A 23,499-nucleotide genomic window follows, 5' to 3' on the forward strand; every position below is an offset into this window, starting at 1 on the left:
AACATCATACTTTATTTGTTTCTCAAATATATAAATAATTCTTTACAAATTATCAAAAGGACTTTTATTAAAAAAAACAATCTAAATATCTAATTTCAACTGTTCCGGCAACAATCTAAACGTCATTCGATGGTATTTCGTAACACCATATTTCCTTATGGCTTCCCGATGCTCTTTCGTGGGATAACCTTTGTTTTGCTTCCAATTGTACATTGGAAATTCCTCGTGAATCAGGTTCATATAATCATCCCGATACGTTTTTGCCAGCACAGAAGCCGCTGCAATGCTCATATATTTCGAATCTCCTTTTACAATACTTTGATTGGGAATAGATTTCAATAATTCGATTTCAGCTTTAGAAAATTGTTTTCCAAAAGTGTTTTTTAAACCCAATTTTGCGTTCAACAACCTGTTGCCGTCCACAATAATAAATTCGGGTGTTAGATTTAATTTCAAAATACATTCCTGCATTCCTTTCATTGAAGCATTCAGGATATTGATTTCATCAATTTCATTCGGATGTAAATGTGTTACAGCAAACGAAATGGCTTGTTGTTCGATAATTGGCCTGAGTTTTTCCCTCGTTTTTTCGGATAATTGCTTACTGTCATTCAAGATTTCATTTTTAAAATCAGGAGGAAGAATTACGGCCGCTGCGGTAACTGGACCGGCAAGACAACCGCGACCAGCTTCGTCGGTGCCGGTTTCTAAATATTGTGTTAAAAAATAATTACTTAACATTAGATTAATTTTAGCAAAAATATAATTTTTTACACTATTTTTTAAATAATGTTGAATAAATAAGACTGTATTGTGTTGGTATTATGTTCATATCTATTTTTTATTGTGAATAAAAAAATAATATTATCATAGATTTATGTTGTTTATTTAAGAAATTATTAAGATTTTTGCAAAATAACTAATTCAAATAAATTAATATGAGATCAAAATTCAAATGGATTTTTACGCTATTTTTAGCGTTATCAATGCAGTTTTCTTTTGCACAAGAGAAAATAATTACGGGTGTAGTTTCAGACAATTCAGGTCCCATTCCGGGAGTAAATGTTATTGTTAAAGGAACAAAAAAATCAATACAAACTGATTTAGACGGGAAGTATTCTATTAAAGCAAGTGTGGGAGAAATTTTAGTATTTTCTTTTGTAGGTATGCAGGAGATAACGGTTAAGGTTGGTACTTCTGATTCTTTAAACGTTAAGATGGCTTCAGATGCAGAAATGATGAATGAAGTTGTTGTAATGGGGTATGTTACCAAAACTAAAAGTAACATGACAGGTAGTTCTAAACAACTTTCCGGAAGCGTTTTAAGTAGTGTTCCAACTGTTTCTGTTGATCAGGCTTTACAAGGTAAGGTAGCTGGTTTACAGGTTTCTAGTTCTTCAGGAACTCCGGGTTCGGTTCAGGATATTCGTATTAGAGGTGTAGGTTCAATTTCAGCAAATAATCAACCTTTGTATGTTATTGATGGCGTTCCTGTTGTAAGTGGAGATTTCTCAGGAGCTAATGATAATAGAACGAACCCAAATGCGAGTACATCTTCTTCGATTTCTTCTTTGGCGGCAATAAATAGTAATGATATTGAAAGTATTACAGTTTTGAAAGATGCTTCTGCAACAGCTGCTTATGGTGCAAGAGGTTCTAATGGTGTAATTGTAATTACGACCAAAAAAGGTAAAACAGGAAAGGCGGTTTACAATTTTAGTAATTCTGTTGGTTTTCAAAACAATGCTGTTGATGGAAGAAATGCTTTGACTGGAGATCAAAGAAAAGAGCTTTATTTAGATGCAATTTTTAATAGCTATGGAACGGCCAATGGTTTTGATAGAGCTGGTGCGCAAACTTGGTTGTTTAATACACCATTAGGACAAACTACAGATGGTAGGAATGGATCATTGGCAGATTGGGACGGAGTAAGTCATAATTGGGGAGAATTGTTAAAAAACAAAGATGCCTTAGTGCAAAATACTAATTTATCAGTTTCTTCAGGTGATGAGAAAGGTACGTTTAATGCATCTTTAGGTTATAATAAGACAGAGGCAACCGTTAAGGGGGGGGAATTTAATCGTTTGACAGCTAACTTAGGTTTGACAAGAAAATTGAGCGAATCGCTTAAGTTTAGTTCTTCGAATTCCTTTTCTGAGGCAAAGCAAAATGGTATTTTAGAAGGATCGGGTACTTTTAGTAACCCTAATTTATCTAAATATTTCATGAATCCATGGATTAATCCTTATAATGCTGATGGTTCTTATAATATTGGTAGTGCTGCTGGTACTGGGCCAAAACCTTCAGATATTAATTATTGGACATCATTGCATAACACATTTTATACTTTAGAGCATAATATTAAAAAGAATGATTTGGTTAGGCTTATGTCTAACAATACTTTGGATTGGAAAATTTCTAATCATTTCAAATACAAATCTGTATTTGCTGTAGATTACATAATGAACACCTATCTTAATTATAATAATAGAATTCATGGAGATGGAAAAGCTCTTAATGGCTCTGTTTATCAAAATGTTAGAAAGAATGTAAATCTAGTTTCACAAAATTCGATTAACTATAATTTGAAATTAGACAAGCATAGTTTTGATGCCACTGCTTTATTCGAACATCAAAAAAATAAAAATGATTATCTTGGTGGTTATGGTGAAGGTATTGCTGCGGACGGTTTGAATTATTTAGATGTTGTTTCAAAAAATAAAACTGTTGAAGGAAATTATGTTGATTGGACAAATATTTCTTATTTAGGATTGTTCAACTATGGTTACGACAGTAGATATATATTAGATGCTACATACAGAAGAGAAGGATCATCTAAATTTGCAGAAAATTTCCGTTTTGGTGATTTTTGGTCGGTAGGTGCTGCTTGGAATATTTATAAAGAAGCATTTATGGAGGGATCAGTTTTTAATAATTTGAAACTGAGAGCATCTTATGGTACTTCTGGAAATAGTGGTATAAACGAGAATCAATATCAACGATTATTAGGATTTTCCGCTTCTTATGATTCGCAGCCAGTTCTTTATCCATCAGGTGTTGGGAATGGAACTTTAACTTGGGAGAAAAATAAAACTGCCGATGTAGGGTTTGAATTTGGTGTATTCAATAATAGATTTTCTGGAAGTGCATCCTACTATAATAGAAACACTTACGATTTATTGCAAAGTGTTCCAGTTTCATTGACTCAAGGAGTTACCTCTCAGTTAATGAATGTTGGTTCTGTTCTGAACAAAGGAATTGAAGTAGATATTAATTTTGAAATTATTAGAAGTAAAGATTTCCATTGGTCAATTTCTGCAAATTATGCACATAATGATAATAAAGTTGAAAAGCTTGCAAAGGATTTAGCAGGGAAGGATATTGAAATTGTTTCAGGTACAAGAATTACCAAAGTTGGTGAATCAATTAATACTTGGAATATGCGTAAATGGGCTGGAGTAGATCCGGCAAATGGTTTGCCATTATGGTTTGTTAATGGTCAAGATGGAGCAACAACATCTATCTATAATGATGCTAAAGTTGCTATGCAAGGAAAATCGGCTCCTGTTTTTTCTGGTGGTTTCGGAACTCATGCTGATTACAAAGGTGTTTACTTTGATGTTTCATTTTATTATGCAGGAGGGCATAAAGTTTTTGAGGATTGGGCTTCTTATACTCAAAGTACAGGGAATTATACTTTCGCAACTTTTAATGGTACGGAAAACCTAATGGACAGATGGCAAAAACCTGGTGATATTGTTTCAACTCCAAAAATGGAAATTGGAAGTGGAAGAAGTGCTGCATCTACATCAACACGGTTTTTGTATGGTGGGGATTATTTAAGAATGAAAGATTTAGTATTGGGTTATCAATTTAACCAAGGGATTCTTAAAGCCATGGGACTTGCAGGATTAGACATGTCAGTAAGAGGAACTAATTTGTTGACTTTTGTAAAAGACAGCAATTTGAAGTACGATCCAGAAGTACGAGCTGATGGTTTAACTCGTTTAGTTAGCCCTCCTGTAAAATCAGTAGTATTTGCAATTAATCTAAAATTATAAGAAAATGAAAAAAATAATATATACTGTTTTGGTTTTTTCTGGAATTTTTTTAAATTCTTGTACAGAAAAAGATCTTGAACCTACTTTGACCGTTAATAAAGACGTTAATGTAATATCTAATGTAGGGGATTTGAAAGGTTTACTCAGTGGGGCTTATGATAGAATGACTTCTGCCACATACTACGGAAGAAATGTAATAGTTTTTGGCGATGTTCGTTCTGATAATGCATATGCAAATGGAACTTCAGGTAGGTTTTTAACTTCTGGGGCTATGGATATGACTAATTCTAATGTTGACGCCGATGATGCTTTTCTACAGATGTATAGTGTTATTGCTAATTGTAATATTATTATAAATGCTAACATATCTGGAGATCAAGTAGCTATTGATCATGTCAAAGGTCAGGCAATGGCTTTACGTGCATTAGTTCATTATGATTTGGTACGTATTTTTGGACAACAGCATGTTGGAACGGGAGGGTTGAGTGCCTTAGGTGTAGCTTATGTTAAACAATTTTTGGCGCCAACAGAAATGAAGCCAAAAAGAAATACTGTAGGAGAAGTTAAATCTTTTATTTATGATGATTTAGATAAAGCTTTAACAATGATGACTCCTTCTTTAAATGGAGATAAAAAAACTATTAGAACTTTTACGGTTAATGCTATTAAAGCTAGAGTTGCGCTTTATTTTGGGGATTGGGCTATTGCCAAAACGGCATCTCAAGCCGTAATCACCGGAAGTGGAGCCAGAGTACTTACTGCAGCTGAATACCCTGCAGCATTTAAAGCAAACCTGCAAGCAAATTCAATATTTGAATTAGTTTTTGCTTCTGATGATAACCGCGGGAATGACAGTTTGTATAATATTTTTAACAATACTGCTTATGGAGATGTTGTTGCTTTGCAAGATTTAAAAGATCAATTCTCTTCAACTGATGTTAGAGGAGGTATGATTACAATACAAGAAAAATCTCGTTTGAGAAATACTGGTAAGTTTACAAAAGCAGACATCAACGTTGTGTTGTTTAGATTTGAAGAAATGTTGTTGATAAATGCAGAAGCTTCTTTTAGACTTAATGCAGCTGATCCTTCAGCTTTGACAAATTTAAATCTTGTAGCGACAAACCGTGGAGCAGTGGCTTATGCTGCGGTGTCGATTGATAATATTCTTTTAGAGCGTAGGAAGGAACTATGCTTTGAAGGTTTTAGATTTGATGATATTGCAAGAACTAAAAAGGATATGCCTATTGTAGATGCCGTTAGGCAGACTTATGATGATTTAGGACCGCTTATTTATGGAAGTTATAGATATGCATTTCCAATTCCATTAAGAGAAATGAATGCTAATTCAAATTCTGATCAAAATAAAGGATACTAATCAATAATTAGTTTTTATATTAACAAAAAACCCGATTGCAGATGCAATCGGGTTTTTTTATTTCTCTTAATTTACTTTTTTTATTTATATGTTTTTTCATTTACCTTTGCTTGAATAAAATTCTTGAATAATTACCTAATTATATACCGTTCCAAATGAGGATTCTCTTTTTCTTATATCTTTTAGTATTACCAACATTCCTGTTTTCTCAAGAAAAAAAGACTAATGAATTAGACTATAATAGCAAATACAACCGCTCGGATTCAATAAAAAAACCAAAAAAAGTAGCTACCATAGATTTATATCGAGTGATTACACTGGAGCGCGACACCACTTATATTGACACTTCCTTAACGATAAAAAAAGCATATAGTTTCAATTATTTGAGAAAAGACACTTTTGGGCTTTTGGCTTTTCCTAATGAAGGGCAAACCTATAATACTTTACAATATAGTTTAACGGATTTTTCTCCCTTTCCCGAATTTGGTTTCAAGGCAAAGCATTTTAATTTTTTGGAAGCAAATCAAATACGATATTGTTCCGTTGCGACTCCGGTTACAGAATTATATTTCAAAACCGTGATGCAGCAAGGACAATCTGTTGACTCATTTATAACCTTAAACACTTCTCCGAGATTCAATTTTTCTATTGCTTATAGAGGATTGCGATCTGCCGGAAAGTATATCAATCAATTGTCAAGCACCGGAAATTTCAGGTTCACCACAAGTTACAACACAAAAGACGAGCGCTATTATGCCAATGCGCATTTTACTTCCCAAGACATTTCAAATGGCGAAAATGGTGGAATCACGACTATTGATAATTTTGAGAGTGAAGATCCTGCTTATAAAAACAGGGCTAGATTCGAAGTTTATTTTAATGATGCAAAATCATTCCTGAAAGGGAAACGAGTGTTTTTGGACCATTTTTTTAGAATCAATGCGGTTAAGGGAGACAACAATTTGTATGTTGCCCATCAATTTAATTATGAAAATAAATTTTTCGAATACAATCAAGCAACAGTTCCGTCAAATGTTGGTGCTACAACGGTCTATAGATTTGGTGATTCTTACAAAACCAGTGGGATAAATGACCAAACTCATTACAATAAAATGTACAATAAGGCAGCACTTATTTATGAAAATACGAGCTTGGGGAAATTTCAGTTTTTTATCGATGATTTTAGAACCAGTTATTACTACCACCAAATATTAATTTTAGACAGCCAGACCATTCCTGCGGCATTAAACCTAAGAATAAACAGTGTGGGAGGTCAATATGACTATCAAAAAAACAAATGGAACGGCAAATTTTTATATTCAAGATCCATTACAAATCAATCCTTGTCGAATCTGGACGCCAAGATGCGATATGATTTGAATGAAGAAACTCAATTGTCATTTGAATACCAAAACATAAACAAATTGCCTAATAATAATTATGATTTGTACCAAAGCAGCTACGTAAATTACAACTGGTACAATGAATTCAAGAACGAAAAAATAAACTCGATTAATGCCAATGTAACTACGCCTTGGTTTGATGCGTCGCTACAATTTCTAACCTTAAATGACCATTTGTATTTTGATAATGTGGCTACCGATGCAACAACCCAAATAGTAAGACCAAACCAATACAATGGCACCATAAATTATTTGTCGGTTAAAGTGGGCAAAGAATTAAAATTCGGAAAATTTGCATTGGACAACACCCTTTTATATCAAAAAGCGGATCAGCAGGATTATATTCTAAACGTACCCGAAATTGTCACAAGAAACACGCTTTACTATTCTAATACGATGTTCCATAAAGCCTTGTTTTTGCAAACAGGAGTGACCTTGAACTATTTTACAAAATATTATGCGAATGACTATAATCCGGTAATTGGCGAGTTTTTCGTTCAAAACAAGAAAGAAATCGGTAATTTTCCAAACCTCGATTTTTTCTTTAATGCCCGGATTCAAAGGACTAGAATTTATTTAATAGCCGAACATTTTAATTCGGCTTATACAGGAAATAATTTCTATTCGGCACCCAATACTCCGTACCGCGATTTTATGATTCGATTTGGTTTGGTTTGGAATTTCTTCGAATAAATTTTAAATTCTTTTTTAAAATGAAATATTCAGAAAATATATTAGGCACAATCGAGGAAGTTTCCAGATTGTTTACCAAAGAAAACGAAGTGGTTTTGGTAGATTTAGAAAACGGAAGCCACCATATTATTACCAAATCGGATATTATTGGTTCGATAAAATAGTTTTAGATTTGTCTTCCCGAGCGCAGTCGAGGGATTTTAAAATACACCTGCAAGGTTTTTTGAACCTTGCAGGTTTTTTGCTTTATAGTGTTGCGGGTTGACGGAAAACTTTTTAATAGCCATAAATTATATTGATATTTTATTGAGTTTTAAAAAGATCTTTAACCTCTATTTTAAGTGCTTCAACTATTTTTAGCATTGTGCTTACTTTCATTTCTTGTTTTCCTTTAATATATTTTCTTAGATTTTCAACATCCATATCAGCATCGTGAGCAACTTCTCTAGTTTTCAATCCTTTTTCTTTGATAATTTCCTCAATACGCTTCCCTAAAAGGAGAATTTCTTGACTCATTTCCGATTTCCGAACTCTTTTTTCCATAATTGGAAAGTTACTTTCGTCTGATTAAATAAATAGGATTGTATGAATCGGGTTGTATTCAACTGTTTTTTTATATATTTGGAAAAATATAAATGATTTAAATGAAACTATACGCAATTCTCGAATCGGTTTTAAAATCGGAATCCAACAATACTTCCACCACAAAACTAATAGACAATCAAGGGGATTTGATGCTCAATAAAATCCACGATTTAGTCGATAAAACCGATGAAAATTTAATTGGTTTGTTATTAGAAAATCAAGAATTACGAGAAAAATTCTTCTTTAAAATTAAAGATGTTTATGTTTTTAAAACCAATGATTTCAAGTTTTTCCTGGATGAAAATAAAATTGATAATTCCTACACTCAATACGAAAACAGAATTGGATTAACTGCTAGTGGAAAATTTCTAAAAGACAGTTCCGATGTTGTTTTAGATTTTCCATACAAAGATTGCATTCTTGAAGGAGGACAAAGCACCGAAGAAGGCACTGATACTTATTTTGAATACGACCCAAAAGAAGGTCATTATCTTGCAAAACAAGCCAAGCGAAAAGAAATATTTTTTAATACCGTTCTTGCCAAAGACGAAATTGACCGATTGCTTGAACCTAAAGCGTTTTCTAACATAAAAAAATACAGCCCCCTAACCCCCGAAGGGGAAACAATACAGAAATTTGAAAGAGATGAAAAGGATACGATAAAAGACAATCTTATCATTAAAGGAAACAACCTTTTAGCCTTGCATACTTTGAAAAGCGAGTTTGCCGGCAAAGTAAAACTCATTTATATTGATCCGCCATATAATACTGGGAATGATAGTTTTGCATACAATGATAATTTTAATCATTCTACTTGGTTGACTTTTATGTATAATAGGTTGCAAATTGCAAAAACATTTTTAAAAAATGATGGTGTGATTTTTATAAGTTTAGATGATAACGAGTACACATATTTACGTTCTTTATTAGACGATGTTTTTGGAAAGGAACGATTTGAAAATATTTTTCATATTAAGGTACGACACGAGAATAGGATTTTGAGGCAAGATGCAAGATACCAAAAAGTTATGGAGCAAACACTCTGTTATTCAATGCCGGAATTTACCCCAAACAGAATTTTTTTAGAAAAAAATAAAGATTTTGATTATAATTTTGATTTGATAATCAAACCAAGTGTTAAGCCATATAAAGTAGAAATAATAAATGGTTTTGAAGTTGAAATTTATAAAAAAGAGGATTATGAGTTAGTTAAAAAAGCTAATGGAAGCTATAAGGAATATAATATTAGAGGGTCATTGATTACGCAGAAAGGTTCTGCTTCAGAATTTTACGAATTGTTTTTACGTGAGAAAAAAGAAGGCGATGGTAAAGGAGCGTTATATAAAGTTTTAAAAATGGGAGAAAAAGGCGACGGTTTAGGTTATCGCTATATTAGACAGCCTTTTGACAATGGCTCGAATGGGTTTTATTATCAAGGAAAGCCCACTAAAGCGGGTAATGATAAAGGTAATCCTTATCCCAATTATTATGATTTTGAAAAGGATTTTAATAATTGTGCCAATGAAGGAGGGATTATTTTTAAAAACGGAAAAAAACCAGAAAATTTTTTAAAAAAGATATTTGAAATTGCTAATATTTCTGAAAAAGATATTTTTTTAGATTTTCATTTAGGTTCAGGTTCAAGTTGTGCAATTGCTCATAAATTAGGAATTCAATATATTGGGATTGAACAAATGGATAATCAAGTAAATTTATCTAAAACAAGATTACAAAACGTTATAAATAACGACCAAACGGGAATCTCAAAATCAGTAAACTGGCAAGGAGGCGGTTCATTCGTCTATTTAGAACTAGCCAAAAATAATCAAAATGCTATTGAACACATTCAGTCTTGTGAAAGTTATGAGGCTTTAGTTGATTATTTTGACGTAATGCGCGACAAGTATTTCTTGCATTATAATGTCAAAGTAAATGAGTTTAGGGAAATAATTTGCAAAGAAGAAAACTTCAAAAAATTGACTTTAGACCAACAAAAAATAATGTTTGCCAAAATGCTTGATTTAAACCAGTTGTATGTCAATGTTTCGGACATGGAAGACAGTCGTTATGCTTTGAGTACAACTGATATTGCCGTAACAAAAGATTTTTATCAACTGTAATATTTGTCAAAGTTCAAAACTTTGACAAAGATAAAACCCTAACAAACAATGAGTTTATTTCCAGAAAAATATCTTTATCAAGAAATAGCAGAAAAGCAAAGAGAATATCGTTTGCCTTATTCTAACATTCCGAATTATATCACAGATAATTTAAAATTTACACTTTTCAAGTGGCAGGAAAGCGCCTTGCTTAACTTTTTAGATTATGCGGTTATAAAAGAATATGAAGAAGATAAAAATCCAACTCATTTGCTTTTTAATATGGCGACTGGAACAGGAAAAACCTTGTTGATGGCAGCCGTGATTTTATATTATTACAAACAAGGAAAAAACAAGTTCATCTTTTTTGTAAATCAAAACAACATAGTTGGCAAAACAGAAGATAACTTAACCAATCCGTTACACAATAAATATTTATTTCAGCCCAATATTGTTATTGATGATACGATTGTAAATATAAAAAAAGTAGATACATTTTCTAATTATGATGATGCTATTCAAATTGTTTTTACGACTATTCACGCACTTCATAATTCGGTTTATAAAGTAAAAGAAGATAGTCTTTTCTTGGAGCAATTGCAAAAAGACGATATCATTATGCTTGGCGACGAAGCACATCATTTGAACGCAACGACCAAAAAGAAAAAAGGGCAACAGTTAGAAATTGAGACGGTTTTTGAATTGTCCGAAAAAGCAAGTCAAGACCAAGTAGAAAAAAGTTGGGAACACACGGTTATTCAGTTGATTTTAAATAAAGGAAAAAAGGAACAAAATTTCCCTAACAAAAATGCGCTTATCGAATTTACGGCAACGATTCCAGATAATATAGATGTAAAAGAAAAATATGTTCCCAAAACAATAGCAAAATTTGATTTAAAAGATTTTCTAAAAGCAGGGTACACCAAAGAGATTAATCTGGTTTCGAGTTCTTTTAGCAAACGAAAAAGAGTTTTGCAAGCCTTGTTATTCAATTGGTACAGAAATGAAATTGCGTTAAAATATAACATTCCAAATTTCAAACCAGTTATACTTTTCAGAAGTAAATACATCGACAAAGACCAAGAAAATAATTCGCAAGAAGATTTTGAGTTTTTCATTAATTTAATCAAAGATTTAACAACCGAAGATTTTATTTTTTTGAATGAATTTGATGAAGAAGCCCTTTTTAATATTACGGAATTGTATAAAAAAGGACAAAGCCGAATTATTGATATTAAACGGTATATGCTCGAAAATAAGTTGACGGCTAATCATATTATTAAATACTTGCAAGGCGCATTTGTAGAACGAAATTGTATTATTACCAATTCTAAAAAAGGTACAAAAACAATAGAAAAAACCGAAGCCGAAACCGAAAGATTATTAAACAGTCTTGAGGATAAAAACAATCATATTCGAGCCATTTTTACCGTACAAAGGCTTACAGAAGGTTGGGATGTTTTAAATCTTTATGATATTGTGCGAATGTACGAAGGACGTGATGAAGGTAAAAGTGAATCTGGAAGTAGAAAAGCAGGGAAAGCTACTACATCTGAAGTGCAATTAATAGGTAGGGGTGTTCGATATTACCCATTTGAATTTGAAGAAAAAGAAAAGAACAAACGCAAATTTGATAATTTATTAAACCACGATTTAAGGGTTTTAGAAGAGTTCTTTTTTCATAGCGATAACAACGAGAAATATTTAAACGAATTAAAAAACGAATTAAAACGCCAAGAATTACTTCCGGAACAGGATAAAATTCTGAAAAAATATGAACTAAAAAAATCGTTTATTGAAGATAATAAAGACTTTTACAATAAAATGCAACTCTATTGTAACAGCCGTCCACCTAATCCAAATAATCGAAAATCTACATTAGATGAAATAAAATCTACTTTTGATTTTGAATATAAATTAGATACTTTTAGAATTAATGAAACAACTGTAAATCTTGAAGAAAAAGAGGATACAACTCGGTTTAAACAAGGTTCATCCGATAGTAAAACATTGAAATTAGAACTAAAAAATTTCGAAAGACACATCGTTTGGAAAGCCATAAATAGCATAGCAAAAAAAAGTAATTCAATATTACGATTCAATAAACTTCGAGAGGAATTAAGTATAAATTCTATTGATGAAATTTTAGAAGATAAACTTTTAGGAGAATTTCCGATAAGATTAATTGTTCCAAAAACGGTTGTCGGTTTAGATGATGTTACGAATATTGACCAATTAAATGCCTTAATCCGATTTTTTGAAAAAGTTACTTTTGAAATTCAAGCCATTTCAAATCCTTATGTTGGTTCAGAGTTTGAATTAAAACCATTCAAAGAAATGGATGTTTGGTATAAAGAAAAATCAATTGTAGAAGAATTAAATAATATTGATTTAGAAAATGAGTTAAAAGATAAGGATTGGTATATTTATAATGGTTTTAGTGGAACAAGCGAAGAAAGAAATCTGATTTCATTTTTGAAAGATACGATGGGTAATTTCGAAAATAAATATGAAAAAGTATTCTTGTTAAGAAACGAAGAAGTTTATAAAATTTATGATTTTGAAAAAGGAAGAGGATTTCAACCTGATTTTTTATTATTTCTAAAATCGCCTAAGAAAGGATTATATTATCAAGTATTTATAGAGCCAAAAGGCGGAGATAGAATTTCAAACGATGATAGCAAATGGAAAGAAGAATTTTTAAAACAAATTTCTCATAAATATGGAACAAACAAAATCCTAAAAGCCGAAAACAAGGATTATGTTTTATTTGGATTACCATTGTACAATAATCAAAACGATTTAGATTTTAAGAAAGCGGTTAATGAAAATTTAGATGTGTCGATTTAAAGTTTGACTTCTATTAAACTTGTATAATTGATATTAGTTTTATATTTGTTGAGTAACTAAACAATCAATGAAAATAATTCCAGAAATACTTTTAGAAGACTATAAAAAAAACTTCCCTCAAGGATTAACTGAAAAGTTTGAGGCACTTCACGATGCCGAAATTTCTACTGAATCGTTTAGTTTTTACACTTCGGTTGCATCAGTGTTTTCAAGCAAGATTGAAGGAGAGGAAATAGAATTGGATTCCTATATTAAACATAAAAAATTTGGAATAGAATTTCTTCCGGATTATACCAAGAAAATTGATGATTTGTATAATGCCTATACTTTTGCAAAGATAAATCCGTTGAATAAAAACACCATTTCAGAAGCGCACAAACTTATTGGTAAACATCTTGTTTCAAAGCAAATGCAAGGCAAACATCGTGTCCAAAATATGTTTATTACCAACGATGAAGGACGAATTGAATATGTTGCAGCTTTGCCACATCAAGTAGATGATGAAATGACCAAGTTTTATGACGATATTGAATCTCTATTGAAACAAGATTTAACTTTCGAAGAAATTTTCTATTTCGCCAGTATGATACATTTGGTTTTTGTAAAAATACATCCTTGGAATGACGGCAATGGACGTTCAGGAAGATTGTTAGAAAAATGGTTCTTGTCGGAAAAACTTGGCGCAAAAGCTTGGTTTATGCAAAGCGAAAAACAATATTATCAAAACCATCAATTGTATTATGATAATCTTAGAAGGCTAGGTTTTGAGTACGAATCCTTGGATTATTCTAAAGCAATGCCTTTTCTTGAAATGTTGCCAAAGTCATTATTTTTGTAATTTCAATGACAATATCAATTTCAAAAATTGTAAATCTGAAATCAAAAATCTGAAATCAAAAATCAGCAATCAAAAATCGTATATCAAATGACCTTCACTGCCATAGATTTTGAAACCGCCACCGCATTCCATCCGTGTTCAGTGGGAATTGTTACCGTCGAAAACGGCGTGATTGTTGACGAATATGTGACGCTAATCAAGCCGCCAAGAAATGAATATTCCCATTTTACAATAGCAGTTCACGGCATTTATCCGCGGGATACTGTAAACGCAAAAACCTTTGCACAGGTATATCCTGAAATCCAAAAACGTCTCCAAAACCGAGTGATTGTCGCTCATAATGAAAGTTTTGACAGAAATGTTCTTGCTAAATCGATGGCGCTTTATCATTTGGATTATGCCGATTTGAATATTGCTTCTCGTTGGGAATGCACCGTTAAAATTTACAAGTCCAAAGGAATTGTGCCAACCAAATTAAGCGATTGTTGCCGAAAAATGAAGATAGATTTGAATCATCACGAAGCGTTGTCGGATGCTCGGGCTTGCGCCAAATTGTATTTGATGCGATAGAAAAATTAGCCACGAATTTCACGAATATTCCACGAATTATTAATTTATCATTTTAAAAAAAATTAGTGAGAATTTGTGTAATTCGTGGCGAAAAGAATAATACCATAGAAAATTTTGTGGCAGAATCTATTTTTTTACTACTTTAGGCTTTATTCTATTATCTAAAAGTCTGAAAATGAAAGAAGAGTTTCTCCATTATCTCTGGAAATTCAAGAAGTTCGACACCTTGAATTTGAAAACTTCCAATGGAGAGGAAATCATCATCGTCAATGTTGGGCAATATCTGGAACTCGCCGGGCCTGATTTTTTCAATTCCCAGATTGTTATTGGAGACCAAAAATGGGCTGGAAACGTGGAGATTCATCTTAAATCTTCGGATTGGTATGTGCATCATCACGAGAGAGATACCGCTTATGAAAACGTGATTCTTCACGTAGTTTGGGAACACGACACCGAAATATTCAGAAGTAACAATACAGAAATCCCAGTTTTGGAACTTAAAAATTATGTTGACGCTGCAACAATTACGAATTACCAGTCATTGATGGCGCCAAAATCCTGGATTTTTTGTGAAAGACAACTAAAAGAAATTGATGAATTTACCTTGCGAAATTGGCAGGAACGATTGTTTTTTGAGCGTTTGGAAAGAAAATCAAAACCCATTTACGAGTTGCTGGAACAAAGCAACAATGATTGGGAAGCGGCGTTGTTTTGCCTCTTGGCCAAGAATTTTGGTTTGAATACCAATGGAGAAATCTTTTTAAAAATCGCCCAATCGATTCCTTTTTCCATCATAAGAAAAGAAAGTTTCGAGGTCGAAAACTTGGAAGCCTTGCTATTGGGAAGTGCGGGATTATTGGATTCGGAAAAGGAAGATAATTATTTCAAGGATTTGAAATTCAGGTATTTTTATTTGCTGCACAAATACCAAATAGAGAAAAAAATAGTGGATCCTGTCCAGTTTTTCAAGCATCGCCCCGATAATTTCCCGACAATTCGACTCTCGCAATTGGCCAATTTGTACCACGTACAGCAAAACTTGTTTTCGAAAATCAGCACTTCAAATTCAGTTAAGAGTATTTATGAAACTTTCGAAGTTTCGGCATCCAATTATTGGCAAAACCATTATCAGTTTGACAAGGAAAGTCCCAAGAAAAAGAAAAAACTATCCAAATCATTTGTCGATTTGGTTATCATAAATACCCTGATTCCGCTTCAATTTGCGTATGCAAAAAGTCAGGGCAAGGAAATTTCCGAAGACTTGATTCAGCTGCTGAATGAAGTCGCTCCAGAGCAAAATGCGATTATGGATAAATTTGGTTCTTTTGGAATAAAGTCCAAAAATGCTTTTGAATCCCAATCCCTATTGCAACTCAAAAACGAATATTGCAACAAAAGCCGTTGCTTGGAATGTGGAATTGGAATGGAATTATTGAAGAAGAATTAGAAAATTTTGTAATTTTGCCTATAAGTCATAATATTGTCACCCTGAGTACATTCGAAGGGTATAACTCGTAATCTAAAAAAATGTCGGCAGTTCTAAAACTTAAATACTTTTTCGAAAAACATGGCTTTCATGTTTCCTCTCGCCTTGCCGACAAGCTGGGAATGCGGGTAACCAGCGTGCGCTTGTTTTTTATTTACATCACGTTTGTAACCGCCGGTTTGTGGTTTGGTGTGTATTTAACGCTGGCTTTCTGGATTCGGCTGAAAGATTTGGTTCGGGCCAAACGCAGTTCAGTTTTTGATTTGTAGCGAATTATTATTAATAAAAAAGGGATTATAAAGTTTTAAAACTCTATAATCCCTTTTTTAATGCGATAGAAAATTATTTGTCCGGATTATTCAAGACGCTATTTTTTCGGCCATAAGCAAAATAAATTATAATACCAATTGCCATCCAAGCAAATAATCGCAGCCAGTTTGGCCATCCTAAACCGTACATCATTGCTAAACAAACCACAACACCCAATATTGGGACGAAAGGAACCCAAGGAGTCCTGAATTCTCTTTTCATATCGGGTTCTCTTTTTCTTAAAATGATTACCGAAATGCAAACTAAAACAAAGGCAAATAATGTTCCTATACTTGTCATATCACCCACGATATCGCCAGGAATGAACGCAGCAAATGCACCTACAATTACTAATATTGCTAGGTTTGCTTTGTAGGGAGTTTGAAATTTTGAATGTAATTTGCTGTATCTTTTTGGCAACAAGCCGTCTTTACTCATAGAGTAAAAAACCCTTGATTGTCCAAGTAACATCACCAAAATTACGGAGGTAAATCCAAATAAAATGGCGACAGTCACTAGTTGACCCAGCCAGGAATAACCAATCATATATTTGTTGATGGCAAATGAAACCGAGGCTTCTTTTCCGCCAGTTCTAAAATCTTCAACCGTGGCAACGCCTGTCAAAACGTGGGCAAAAAGAATATATAAAACCGTACATATTGCCAGTGATCCTAAAATTCCTATTGGCATGTTTCTCTTTGGATTTTTCGTTTCTTGGGCAGCGGTACTCACGGCATCAAATCCAATAAAGGCAAAAAACACGGTGCCTGCAGCTCCTAGAATTCCCATTATACCACCATAACTGTGATCAATTCCGTGCTCATCAGTAAATACAGAAGCGGCAGGAATATAAGGAGTGTGGTTAACAGGATTGATGAAATGCCAACCAATTACAATAATTAGAATTACGATGGTGACTTTTACGATTACAATAATTCCATTCACAAACGCAGATTCTTGAATTCCTTTTATCAAAAGCAAAGTTATCATACCAACTATAAACAAAGCGGGTAAATTGATTATTCCGTGCGTTACTTCGTTAGTTACAGGATCGACTATTTTTTGGAAGGGTGAATGCGAAAATTCAAATGGAATTGGGCTAATATGAAGCACGTTAATCAAAAAATTATTCAAATATTCACTCCAAGCAATTCCGACAGTTGCAGCTCCTACGGCATATTCAAGAATTAAATCCCAGCCAATAATCCAGGCTAAAAACTCACCCATTGTAGCATATGTATACGTATAAGCACTTCCTGAAATAGGAATGGATGAAGAAAGTTCGGCATAACATAATCCTGCCAAAGCACAGCCAACAGCAGCAACAACAAAGGCGATAGTTACTGATGGACCGGCATTTTGGGAAGCTGCCATTGCAGTTCTTACAAACAAACCAGCACCAATGATAGCGCCAATACCCAATGCCATTAATGACCAAGCGGTTAGTGTTCTTTTTAATCCTTTTTCAGAATCAGCGGCTTCTGCTAAAAGCTGGGCTAATGGTTTTCTTTTCCAAATAGACATATTTTATGGTTTATTGTTATTAGTTTTCAAATATATTGTTTTTTTAATGTTGCAACGATATAGAAATCCGTATTTTTTTTAAATTATCTTATTTTGTTTTTTGACATTTCTTTAGAGGAAAGAACTATTTCATAAATTATTTATTATTTTTAGGGTTTAAAACTCAATTTGTATAGAGTTAATTTAATCTAAAGGAATGAATTTCAAAACAATAAAATCCTATTTTAAGTTTTCGCGAGGTCAACGCTCGGGTATTTTTTCATTGTTTGCCATCATCATCATTTTGCAATTAATTTATTTTTTTGCTGATTTCAGTTCGTTTTCTACTACTTCTCCCGAAAAAGAAAAATGGCTTTCCCTACAATCGCAAATTGATTCGGTGAAACAGGAAAAACGAGATTATGTTCCAAAGATTTATCCCTTTAATCCCAATTTTATCACAGATTTCAAGGGATATAAACTCGGAATGTCAGTTCTCGAAATTGACCGACTGCTTGCTTTTAGGAAAGAAAATAAATATGTGAATTCGCCAAAAGAATTTCAAGCCGTGACAAAAGTTTCTGATTCCTTGTTGGAGGCCATCTCGCCTTATTTCAAATTCCCGGATTGGGTAAACAACAAAAAGGAATTCAAAGACTATAAAAAGTACCCCAATACGGCTTTCGCCAAAAAAGAGAAAATTGTCATCATCGACATCAATCAAGCGACTCAGGAAGATTTAATCAAGATTTATGGAATAGGCGAGGCAATTTCGCTTCGGATTTTAAAATTCAAAGAAAGTTTGGGTGGCTTTGTTTCGATGGAACAAGTGAAAGACGTTTGGGGACTTTCGCCTGAAGTTATTGATAATTTAAACTCCCATTTCAAGGTTTTCACACTTCCCAACTTCAAAAAAATTGACATCAACAATGCCTCCATAAAAGAGCTTTCCCAATTCCCTTATTTCAAATATCCGCTCGCAAAAAACATAGTTACCTTTAGAAGTATGAATGGCGACTTCAAAACCAAAGAAGATTTGTCTAAAATTAAAGATTTCCCGGTCGATAAAATCGCCATAATTGCGCTATATTTGGCGTTCTAAAAAGAGCACAAAAATGAACTTTGATTACAGCGAAACACAAGTAATGATTGCACAATCTATTCGGGATTTTGCAGAAAAAAATATTAGACCTTATATAATGGAGTGGGATGAGGCCCAAACTTTTCCGATTCCGTTGTTCAAAAAACTGGGCGAAATGGGTTTTATGGGGGTTTTGGTGCCTGAAGAACTCGGCGGTTCCGGATTGGGTTATCACGAATATATTACCATTATAGAAGAAATATCCAAAGTCGATCCGTCGATAGGATTATCGGTTGCGGCGCATAATTCATTATGTGTCAATCATATTTTGACTTTTGGAAACGAAGAACAAAAGAAAAAATGGATTCCAAAATTAGCCACGGGCGAACATATTGGTGCTTGGGGATTGACCGAGCACAACACCGGTTCTGATGCTGGCGGTATGAATACAACTGCAGTTAAAGACGGTGATCATTGGGTTGTAAATGGAGCCAAAAACTTCATCACGCACGGTAAATCAGGCGATATCGCCGTGGTTATTGTGCGTACCGGAAAAAAAGGAGATTCCAAGGGAATGACCGCCTTTGTTTTCGAAAAAGGAATGCCGGGATTCACCTCGGGGAAAAAAGAAAATAAATTAGGAATGCGTGCCAGCGAAACGGCCGAATTGATATTTGACAATTGCCGAATTCCCGATGCCAATAGATTGGGAGAAGTGGGAGACGGATTCGTTCAATCAATGAAAATATTAGACGGCGGAAGAATTTCCATTGGGGCGCTGTCACTCGGAATTGCAAAAGGAGCTTATGAAGCTTCATTGAAATATTCGAAAGAAAGACATCAATTCGGTAAACCAATATGTGAATTTCAAGGAATTTCGTTCAAACTAGCCGATATGGCTACCGAAATCGAAGCCTCGGAATTGCTGTTGCACAAAGCGGCTTTCCTGAAAAATAACAACCGAAATATGACAACTCTCGGTGCAATGAGCAAAATGTATGCTTCTGAAGTTTGCGTGAAAGTGGCCAACGAAGCGGTACAAATTCACGGTGGTTATGGTTATACGAAGGATTATCCCGTGGAGAAATTCTATAGAGATTCGAAACTGTGTACCATTGGAGAAGGAACTACTGAAATTCAGAAATTAGTTATTTCGAGAAATATTTTGAAAGGGTAGTCATTGCGAGGAACGAAGCAATCTGTTTATGTTAATAGGATAAGAGCCAAGAAACAAGAAATTGTAACTTGGCTTTTTCGATTACATCTATCCTCTTTTTTCTTTGTTCTATATTTCTTTTTAAATAATTCGCAATTTATAACTCATAATTCAAAAGTTTGATTACTTTTGCACACTTAAAGAAAGGGGGTGTCTATATTATGTTAATTATACCAATTAAAGACGGAGAAAATATCGATAGAGCATTAAAGCGCTATAAAAGAAAATTTGATAAAACAGGAACTGTTCGTCAACTAAGAGCACGTACTGCTTTTATTAAACCTTCAGTTACCAATAGAATCAAAATTCAAAAAGCAGCTTATATCCAGAATATGAGAGACAACATAGAGAATAGTTAATTATTTTTCTATTAAAATAAAGTACCGTTAGTCATTAAAGTTTAATACCTTTGATACTAACGGTTTTTTTTATGACTTGTCATTGAGAGTTCCGATAGCTATCGGAACGAAGCAATCTTTTTATATGACTAACAACTTACAATCATTTAAAGATTATCTGCAATTGGAGAAAAAGTATTCTCCACATACCGTAAATGCGTATTTGAATGACATAGGATTCTTTGAGTCGTTCAACAAAAATCAATTCAATCAAGAAAATGTCGAGCAAGTGAACTACAGTCAAATCAGGACTTGGATTGTTTCACTTGTCGATGACAATTTGTCTAATGGGACCGTTAACAGAAAGATTGCTTCGCTGAAGGCGTTTTATAAATTCCTGTTGAAGACAAAACAAATAGAAGTTAGTCCGCTTTTGAAACACAAAGCATTAAAAACTCCTAAAACACTTCAAATTCCGTTTTCCGAAAAAGAAGTTGCTGAGGTTTTGAATCAAATACAAAATCCGGAAGGTTTCGAAGCGATAAGAGACAAACTCATAATCGACTTATTTTACACCACCGGAATTCGCAGAACCGAATTAATTCATCTCAAAACCAGCAATGTTAATCCGTCCAATAATACAATAAAGGTTCTTGGTAAAAGAAATAAGGAACGGATTCTTCCTGTGTTGCCAATTATTGCTAAGCAACTAATTTTGTATTTGAACGAAAGAACACATTTAGAGAAAGTTACGGATGGAGAGTATTTTTTTCTCACAAAAAAAGGGTTAAAATTAAATGATTCCTTTGTGTATCGATTAATAAATACGTACTTTAGTACTGTTTCCGAGAAAGTAAAGAAAAGTCCGCACATATTAAGACATACATTTGCGACTCACTTATTGAACAACGGAGCCGATTTAAATTCAGTGAAAGAATTATTGGGACATTCAAGTTTGGCGTCAACACAAATTTATACGCATAGTAGTTTATCGGAACTAAAAAAAGTTTATGAAGAGGCACATCCAAGAAATCAAAAATAATTCGAATATGTTTAACCAATAAAAATTTCGATTATGAAGGTAAATGTTCATGCGGTTAACTTTACAGTTGACTCAAAGCTAGTAGGTTTTATTCAGGAAAGAATGGACAAAGTAGAAAAGTATTACGACAAGGTAGTAGTATCAGACGTTTTTCTGAAAGTTGAAAAGACAAGCGATAAAGAAAACAAAAGCGTAGAAATAAAAATTATAATTCCTGGGGATGATTTTATTGTGAAAAAACAATGTAAAACTTTTGAAGAAGCCGTTGAACAATCGGCTGAATCGCTAGAGCGTTTGTTGATTAAAAGGAAAGAAAAAATCAAATCAAATATTTAATATAAATTTTCATTAAAAATAGTTTGATTAAAAAACAAAAAGATATACATTTGCAGTCCGTTAGAAATAGCGGACTTTTTTTATTGATATTGCCAGTGTAGCTCAGTTGGCTAGAGCAGCTGATTTGTAATCAGCAGGTCGTGGGTTCGAGTCCCTCCACCGGCTCAGTTCTTTTAGAAGATTGATAATTAATGGTTTCGGGGAGATACTCAAGCGGCCAACGAGGGCAGACTGTAAATCTGCTGTGTGAACTTCGCAGGTTCGAATCCTGCTCTCCCCACAAAATGAAGTTTAAAAGTTTCAAGTTTCGGGTTCTATGCAAATTTGAAACATTAAAACTGAAACAAAAATTTCTCTGCCGACTTAGCTCAGGGGTAGAGTGCTTCCTTGGTAAGGAAGAGGTCACGGGTTCAATTCCCGTAGTTGGCTCAACAAAGTATAAATTTGAACACTAATAAATAACTAAGATTAAAATTAAGTAAAATGGCAAAGGAAACTTTTAACCGTAACAAACCCCACTTAAACATAGGAACAATTGGGCATGTGGATCACGGAAAAACTACATTAACTGCAGCAATAACAAAAGTATTGTCTGATGCAGGTTACTGTCAAGCAAAATCGTTTGATCAAATCGATAATGCTCCAGAAGAAAAAGAAAGAGGTATTACAATTAATACATCTCACGTTGAGTATGAAACTGCTAATCGTCATTACGCTCACGTTGACTGTCCAGGTCACGCGGATTACGTAAAAAACATGGTTACAGGTGCTGCTCAGATGGATGGTGCTATTCTTGTTGTAGCCGCTACTGATGGACCAATGCCACAAACGCGTGAGCACATCCTATTAGGTCGCCAAGTTGGTATTCCTAGAATGGTTGTATTCATGAACAAAGTGGATATGGTTGACGATGAAGAGTTATTGGAACTTGTTGAAATGGAAATTAGAGATTTATTGTCTTTCTACGAATATGATGGAGACAATGGCCCTGTAATTCAAGGTTCAGCTTTAGGTGGATTGAACGGAGATCCAATTTGGGTACCGAAAATCATTGAATTAATGGCTGCTGTTGATGCTTGGATTGAAGAGCCGGTAAGAGACGTTGCAAAACCTTTCTTAATGCCAGTTGAAGATGTATTCTCAATTACTGGTCGTGGAACTGTAGCTACAGGTCGTATCGAAACAGGTATTGCTAATACAGGAGATGCAGTTGAAATCATTGGTATGGGAGCTGAAAAATTAACTTCTACAATTACAGGAGTTGAGATGTTCCGTAAAATCCTTGATAGAGGAGAAGCTGGAGATAACGTAGGTATCCTTTTGAGAGGTATTCAAAAAGAAGACATCAAAAGAGGTATGGTTATTTGTAAACCAGGTTCAGTAAAACCACACGCTACATTTAAAGCTGAGGTTTATATCTTGAAAAAAGAAGAAGGTGGTCGTCACACACCATTCCATAATAATTACCGTCCACAGTTCTACGTACGTACAACTGACGTAACAGGTATCATTACTTTGCCAGAAGGTGTAGAGATGGTTATGCCTGGGGATAACTTAACAATTGATGTTGTGTTGCTTAGTGCAATTGCATTGAGCGTAGGTTTGCGTTTTGCTATCCGTGAAGGTGGTAGAACAGTAGGTGCTGGTCAGGTGACTGAGATAGTAGCTTAATCCTATAAAATAATTTATAAAGCCAGTGTCGTTTTTAGCG

The 23,499-nt window shown here is 33.7% G+C and carries 18 protein-coding genes, 3 tRNA genes and 1 pseudogene; 19 read left to right on the plus strand and 3 right to left on the minus strand.

Annotated elements, in window-relative coordinates; all coding sequences use genetic code 11:
* Positions 1 to 81: 81 nt before the first annotated feature.
* Complete coding sequence (locus B2145_RS03290) at positions 82 to 741, minus strand: ribonuclease HII (RefSeq protein ID WP_291098181.1); 660 nt, start codon at positions 739 to 741, stop codon at positions 82 to 84.
* A gap of 197 nt (positions 742 to 938) precedes the next feature.
* On the opposite strand from B2145_RS03290, the gene B2145_RS03295 reads away from it, so the two are divergent.
* From B2145_RS03295 to B2145_RS03310, 4 genes and pseudogenes are all read left to right on the plus strand, one after another.
* Positions 939 to 4,061 carry a SusC/RagA family TonB-linked outer membrane protein gene (locus B2145_RS03295; protein ID WP_291098184.1) on the plus strand — a complete coding sequence of 1,041 codons (3,123 nt, stop codon included), beginning with the start codon at positions 939 to 941 and terminating at the stop codon, positions 4,059 to 4,061.
* Between the two features lie 4 nt (positions 4,062 to 4,065).
* Positions 4,066 to 5,439: a RagB/SusD family nutrient uptake outer membrane protein gene (locus B2145_RS03300; protein WP_291098187.1), complete on the plus strand. Its 1,374-nt coding sequence runs from the start codon at positions 4,066 to 4,068 to the stop codon at positions 5,437 to 5,439.
* A 155-nt stretch (positions 5,440 to 5,594) separates the two neighbouring features.
* On the plus strand, positions 5,595 to 7,535 hold the full coding sequence (locus tag B2145_RS03305) for a putative porin (protein WP_291098189.1): 1,941 nt from the start codon (positions 5,595 to 5,597) through the stop codon (positions 7,533 to 7,535).
* A gap of 41 nt (positions 7,536 to 7,576) precedes the next feature.
* Positions 7,577 to 7,699 (plus strand): annotated as a pseudogene (locus B2145_RS03310) (helix-turn-helix domain-containing protein); the annotation flags it as partial.
* Positions 7,700 to 7,838: 139 nt separating this feature from the next.
* On the opposite strand, the gene B2145_RS03315 reads toward B2145_RS03310, so the two are convergent.
* Complete coding sequence (locus tag B2145_RS03315) at positions 7,839 to 8,078, minus strand: helix-turn-helix domain-containing protein (RefSeq protein ID WP_291098191.1); 240 nt, start codon at positions 8,076 to 8,078, stop codon at positions 7,839 to 7,841.
* A 101-nt stretch (positions 8,079 to 8,179) separates the two neighbouring features.
* On the opposite strand from B2145_RS03315, the gene B2145_RS03320 reads away from it, so the two are divergent.
* The 6 genes from B2145_RS03320 to B2145_RS03345 all read left to right on the plus strand — a co-directional run bounded on the left by B2145_RS03320 (position 8,180) and on the right by B2145_RS03345 (position 16,232).
* A complete protein-coding gene (locus B2145_RS03320) occupies positions 8,180 to 10,240 on the plus strand; it encodes a site-specific DNA-methyltransferase (RefSeq protein WP_291098194.1) in 2,061 nt (686 codons plus the stop codon).
* Between the two features lie 48 nt (positions 10,241 to 10,288).
* Positions 10,289 to 13,069, plus strand: coding sequence for a DEAD/DEAH box helicase family protein (locus B2145_RS03325; protein WP_291098197.1), 2,781 nt, complete (start codon positions 10,289 to 10,291; stop codon positions 13,067 to 13,069).
* A gap of 67 nt (positions 13,070 to 13,136) precedes the next feature.
* Entirely contained in the window at positions 13,137 to 13,907 is a 771-nt protein-coding gene (locus tag B2145_RS03330; protein ID WP_291098200.1) for a Fic family protein, read from the plus strand.
* A gap of 87 nt (positions 13,908 to 13,994) precedes the next feature.
* A complete protein-coding gene (locus B2145_RS03335) occupies positions 13,995 to 14,477 on the plus strand; it encodes a 3'-5' exonuclease (RefSeq protein WP_291098203.1) in 483 nt (160 codons plus the stop codon).
* 175 nt (positions 14,478 to 14,652) lie between these two features.
* Positions 14,653 to 15,924 carry a DUF2851 family protein gene (locus tag B2145_RS03340; protein ID WP_291098206.1) on the plus strand — a complete coding sequence of 424 codons (1,272 nt, stop codon included), beginning with the start codon at positions 14,653 to 14,655 and terminating at the stop codon, positions 15,922 to 15,924.
* An 80-nt stretch (positions 15,925 to 16,004) separates the two neighbouring features.
* Positions 16,005 to 16,232 carry a PspC domain-containing protein gene (locus tag B2145_RS03345; RefSeq protein WP_291098209.1) on the plus strand — a complete coding sequence of 76 codons (228 nt, stop codon included), beginning with the start codon at positions 16,005 to 16,007 and terminating at the stop codon, positions 16,230 to 16,232.
* Between the two features lie 73 nt (positions 16,233 to 16,305).
* On the opposite strand, the gene B2145_RS03350 is transcribed toward B2145_RS03345, so the two are convergent.
* Positions 16,306 to 17,796 carry an amino acid permease gene (locus B2145_RS03350; protein WP_291098212.1) on the minus strand — a complete coding sequence of 497 codons (1,491 nt, stop codon included), beginning with the start codon at positions 17,794 to 17,796 and terminating at the stop codon, positions 16,306 to 16,308.
* Positions 17,797 to 17,992: 196 nt separating this feature from the next.
* Here B2145_RS03350 and B2145_RS03355 point away from each other — a divergent pair, with 196 nt between their 5' ends.
* From B2145_RS03355 to tuf, 9 genes are all read left to right on the plus strand, one after another.
* Positions 17,993 to 18,877, plus strand: a complete 885-nt coding sequence (locus tag B2145_RS03355; protein WP_291098215.1) for a ComEA family DNA-binding protein — start codon at positions 17,993 to 17,995, stop codon at positions 18,875 to 18,877.
* A gap of 13 nt (positions 18,878 to 18,890) precedes the next feature.
* Positions 18,891 to 20,033 (plus strand): acyl-CoA dehydrogenase family protein, encoded by a 1,143-nt coding sequence (locus B2145_RS03360; protein ID WP_291098218.1) that lies wholly within the window; start codon positions 18,891 to 18,893, stop codon positions 20,031 to 20,033.
* Positions 20,034 to 20,233: 200 nt separating this feature from the next.
* On the plus strand, positions 20,234 to 20,431 hold the full coding sequence (gene rpsU / locus B2145_RS03365; RefSeq protein WP_291098299.1) for a 30S ribosomal protein S21: 198 nt from the start codon (positions 20,234 to 20,236) through the stop codon (positions 20,429 to 20,431).
* A 124-nt stretch (positions 20,432 to 20,555) separates the two neighbouring features.
* Entirely contained in the window at positions 20,556 to 21,452 is an 897-nt protein-coding gene (locus B2145_RS03370; RefSeq protein ID WP_291098220.1) for a tyrosine-type recombinase/integrase, read from the plus strand.
* A gap of 33 nt (positions 21,453 to 21,485) precedes the next feature.
* Positions 21,486 to 21,788 (plus strand): ribosome hibernation-promoting factor, HPF/YfiA family, encoded by a 303-nt coding sequence (hpf, locus tag B2145_RS03375; protein WP_291098222.1) that lies wholly within the window; start codon positions 21,486 to 21,488, stop codon positions 21,786 to 21,788.
* A gap of 91 nt (positions 21,789 to 21,879) precedes the next feature.
* A tRNA-Thr gene (locus B2145_RS03380) sits at positions 21,880 to 21,953 on the plus strand.
* Between the two features lie 34 nt (positions 21,954 to 21,987).
* Positions 21,988 to 22,068, plus strand: a tRNA-Tyr gene (locus B2145_RS03385).
* A 77-nt stretch (positions 22,069 to 22,145) separates the two neighbouring features.
* Positions 22,146 to 22,217: transfer RNA gene (locus tag B2145_RS03390), tRNA-Thr, on the plus strand.
* A 54-nt stretch (positions 22,218 to 22,271) separates the two neighbouring features.
* Complete coding sequence (tuf, locus tag B2145_RS03395) at positions 22,272 to 23,459, plus strand: elongation factor Tu (RefSeq protein WP_291098223.1); 1,188 nt, start codon at positions 22,272 to 22,274, stop codon at positions 23,457 to 23,459.
* Positions 23,460 to 23,499 lie beyond the last annotated feature (40 nt).

This window comes from Flavobacterium sp. UBA5153 (assembly GCA_002413745.1).
Classification (GTDB): domain Bacteria; phylum Bacteroidota; class Bacteroidia; order Flavobacteriales; family Flavobacteriaceae; genus Flavobacterium.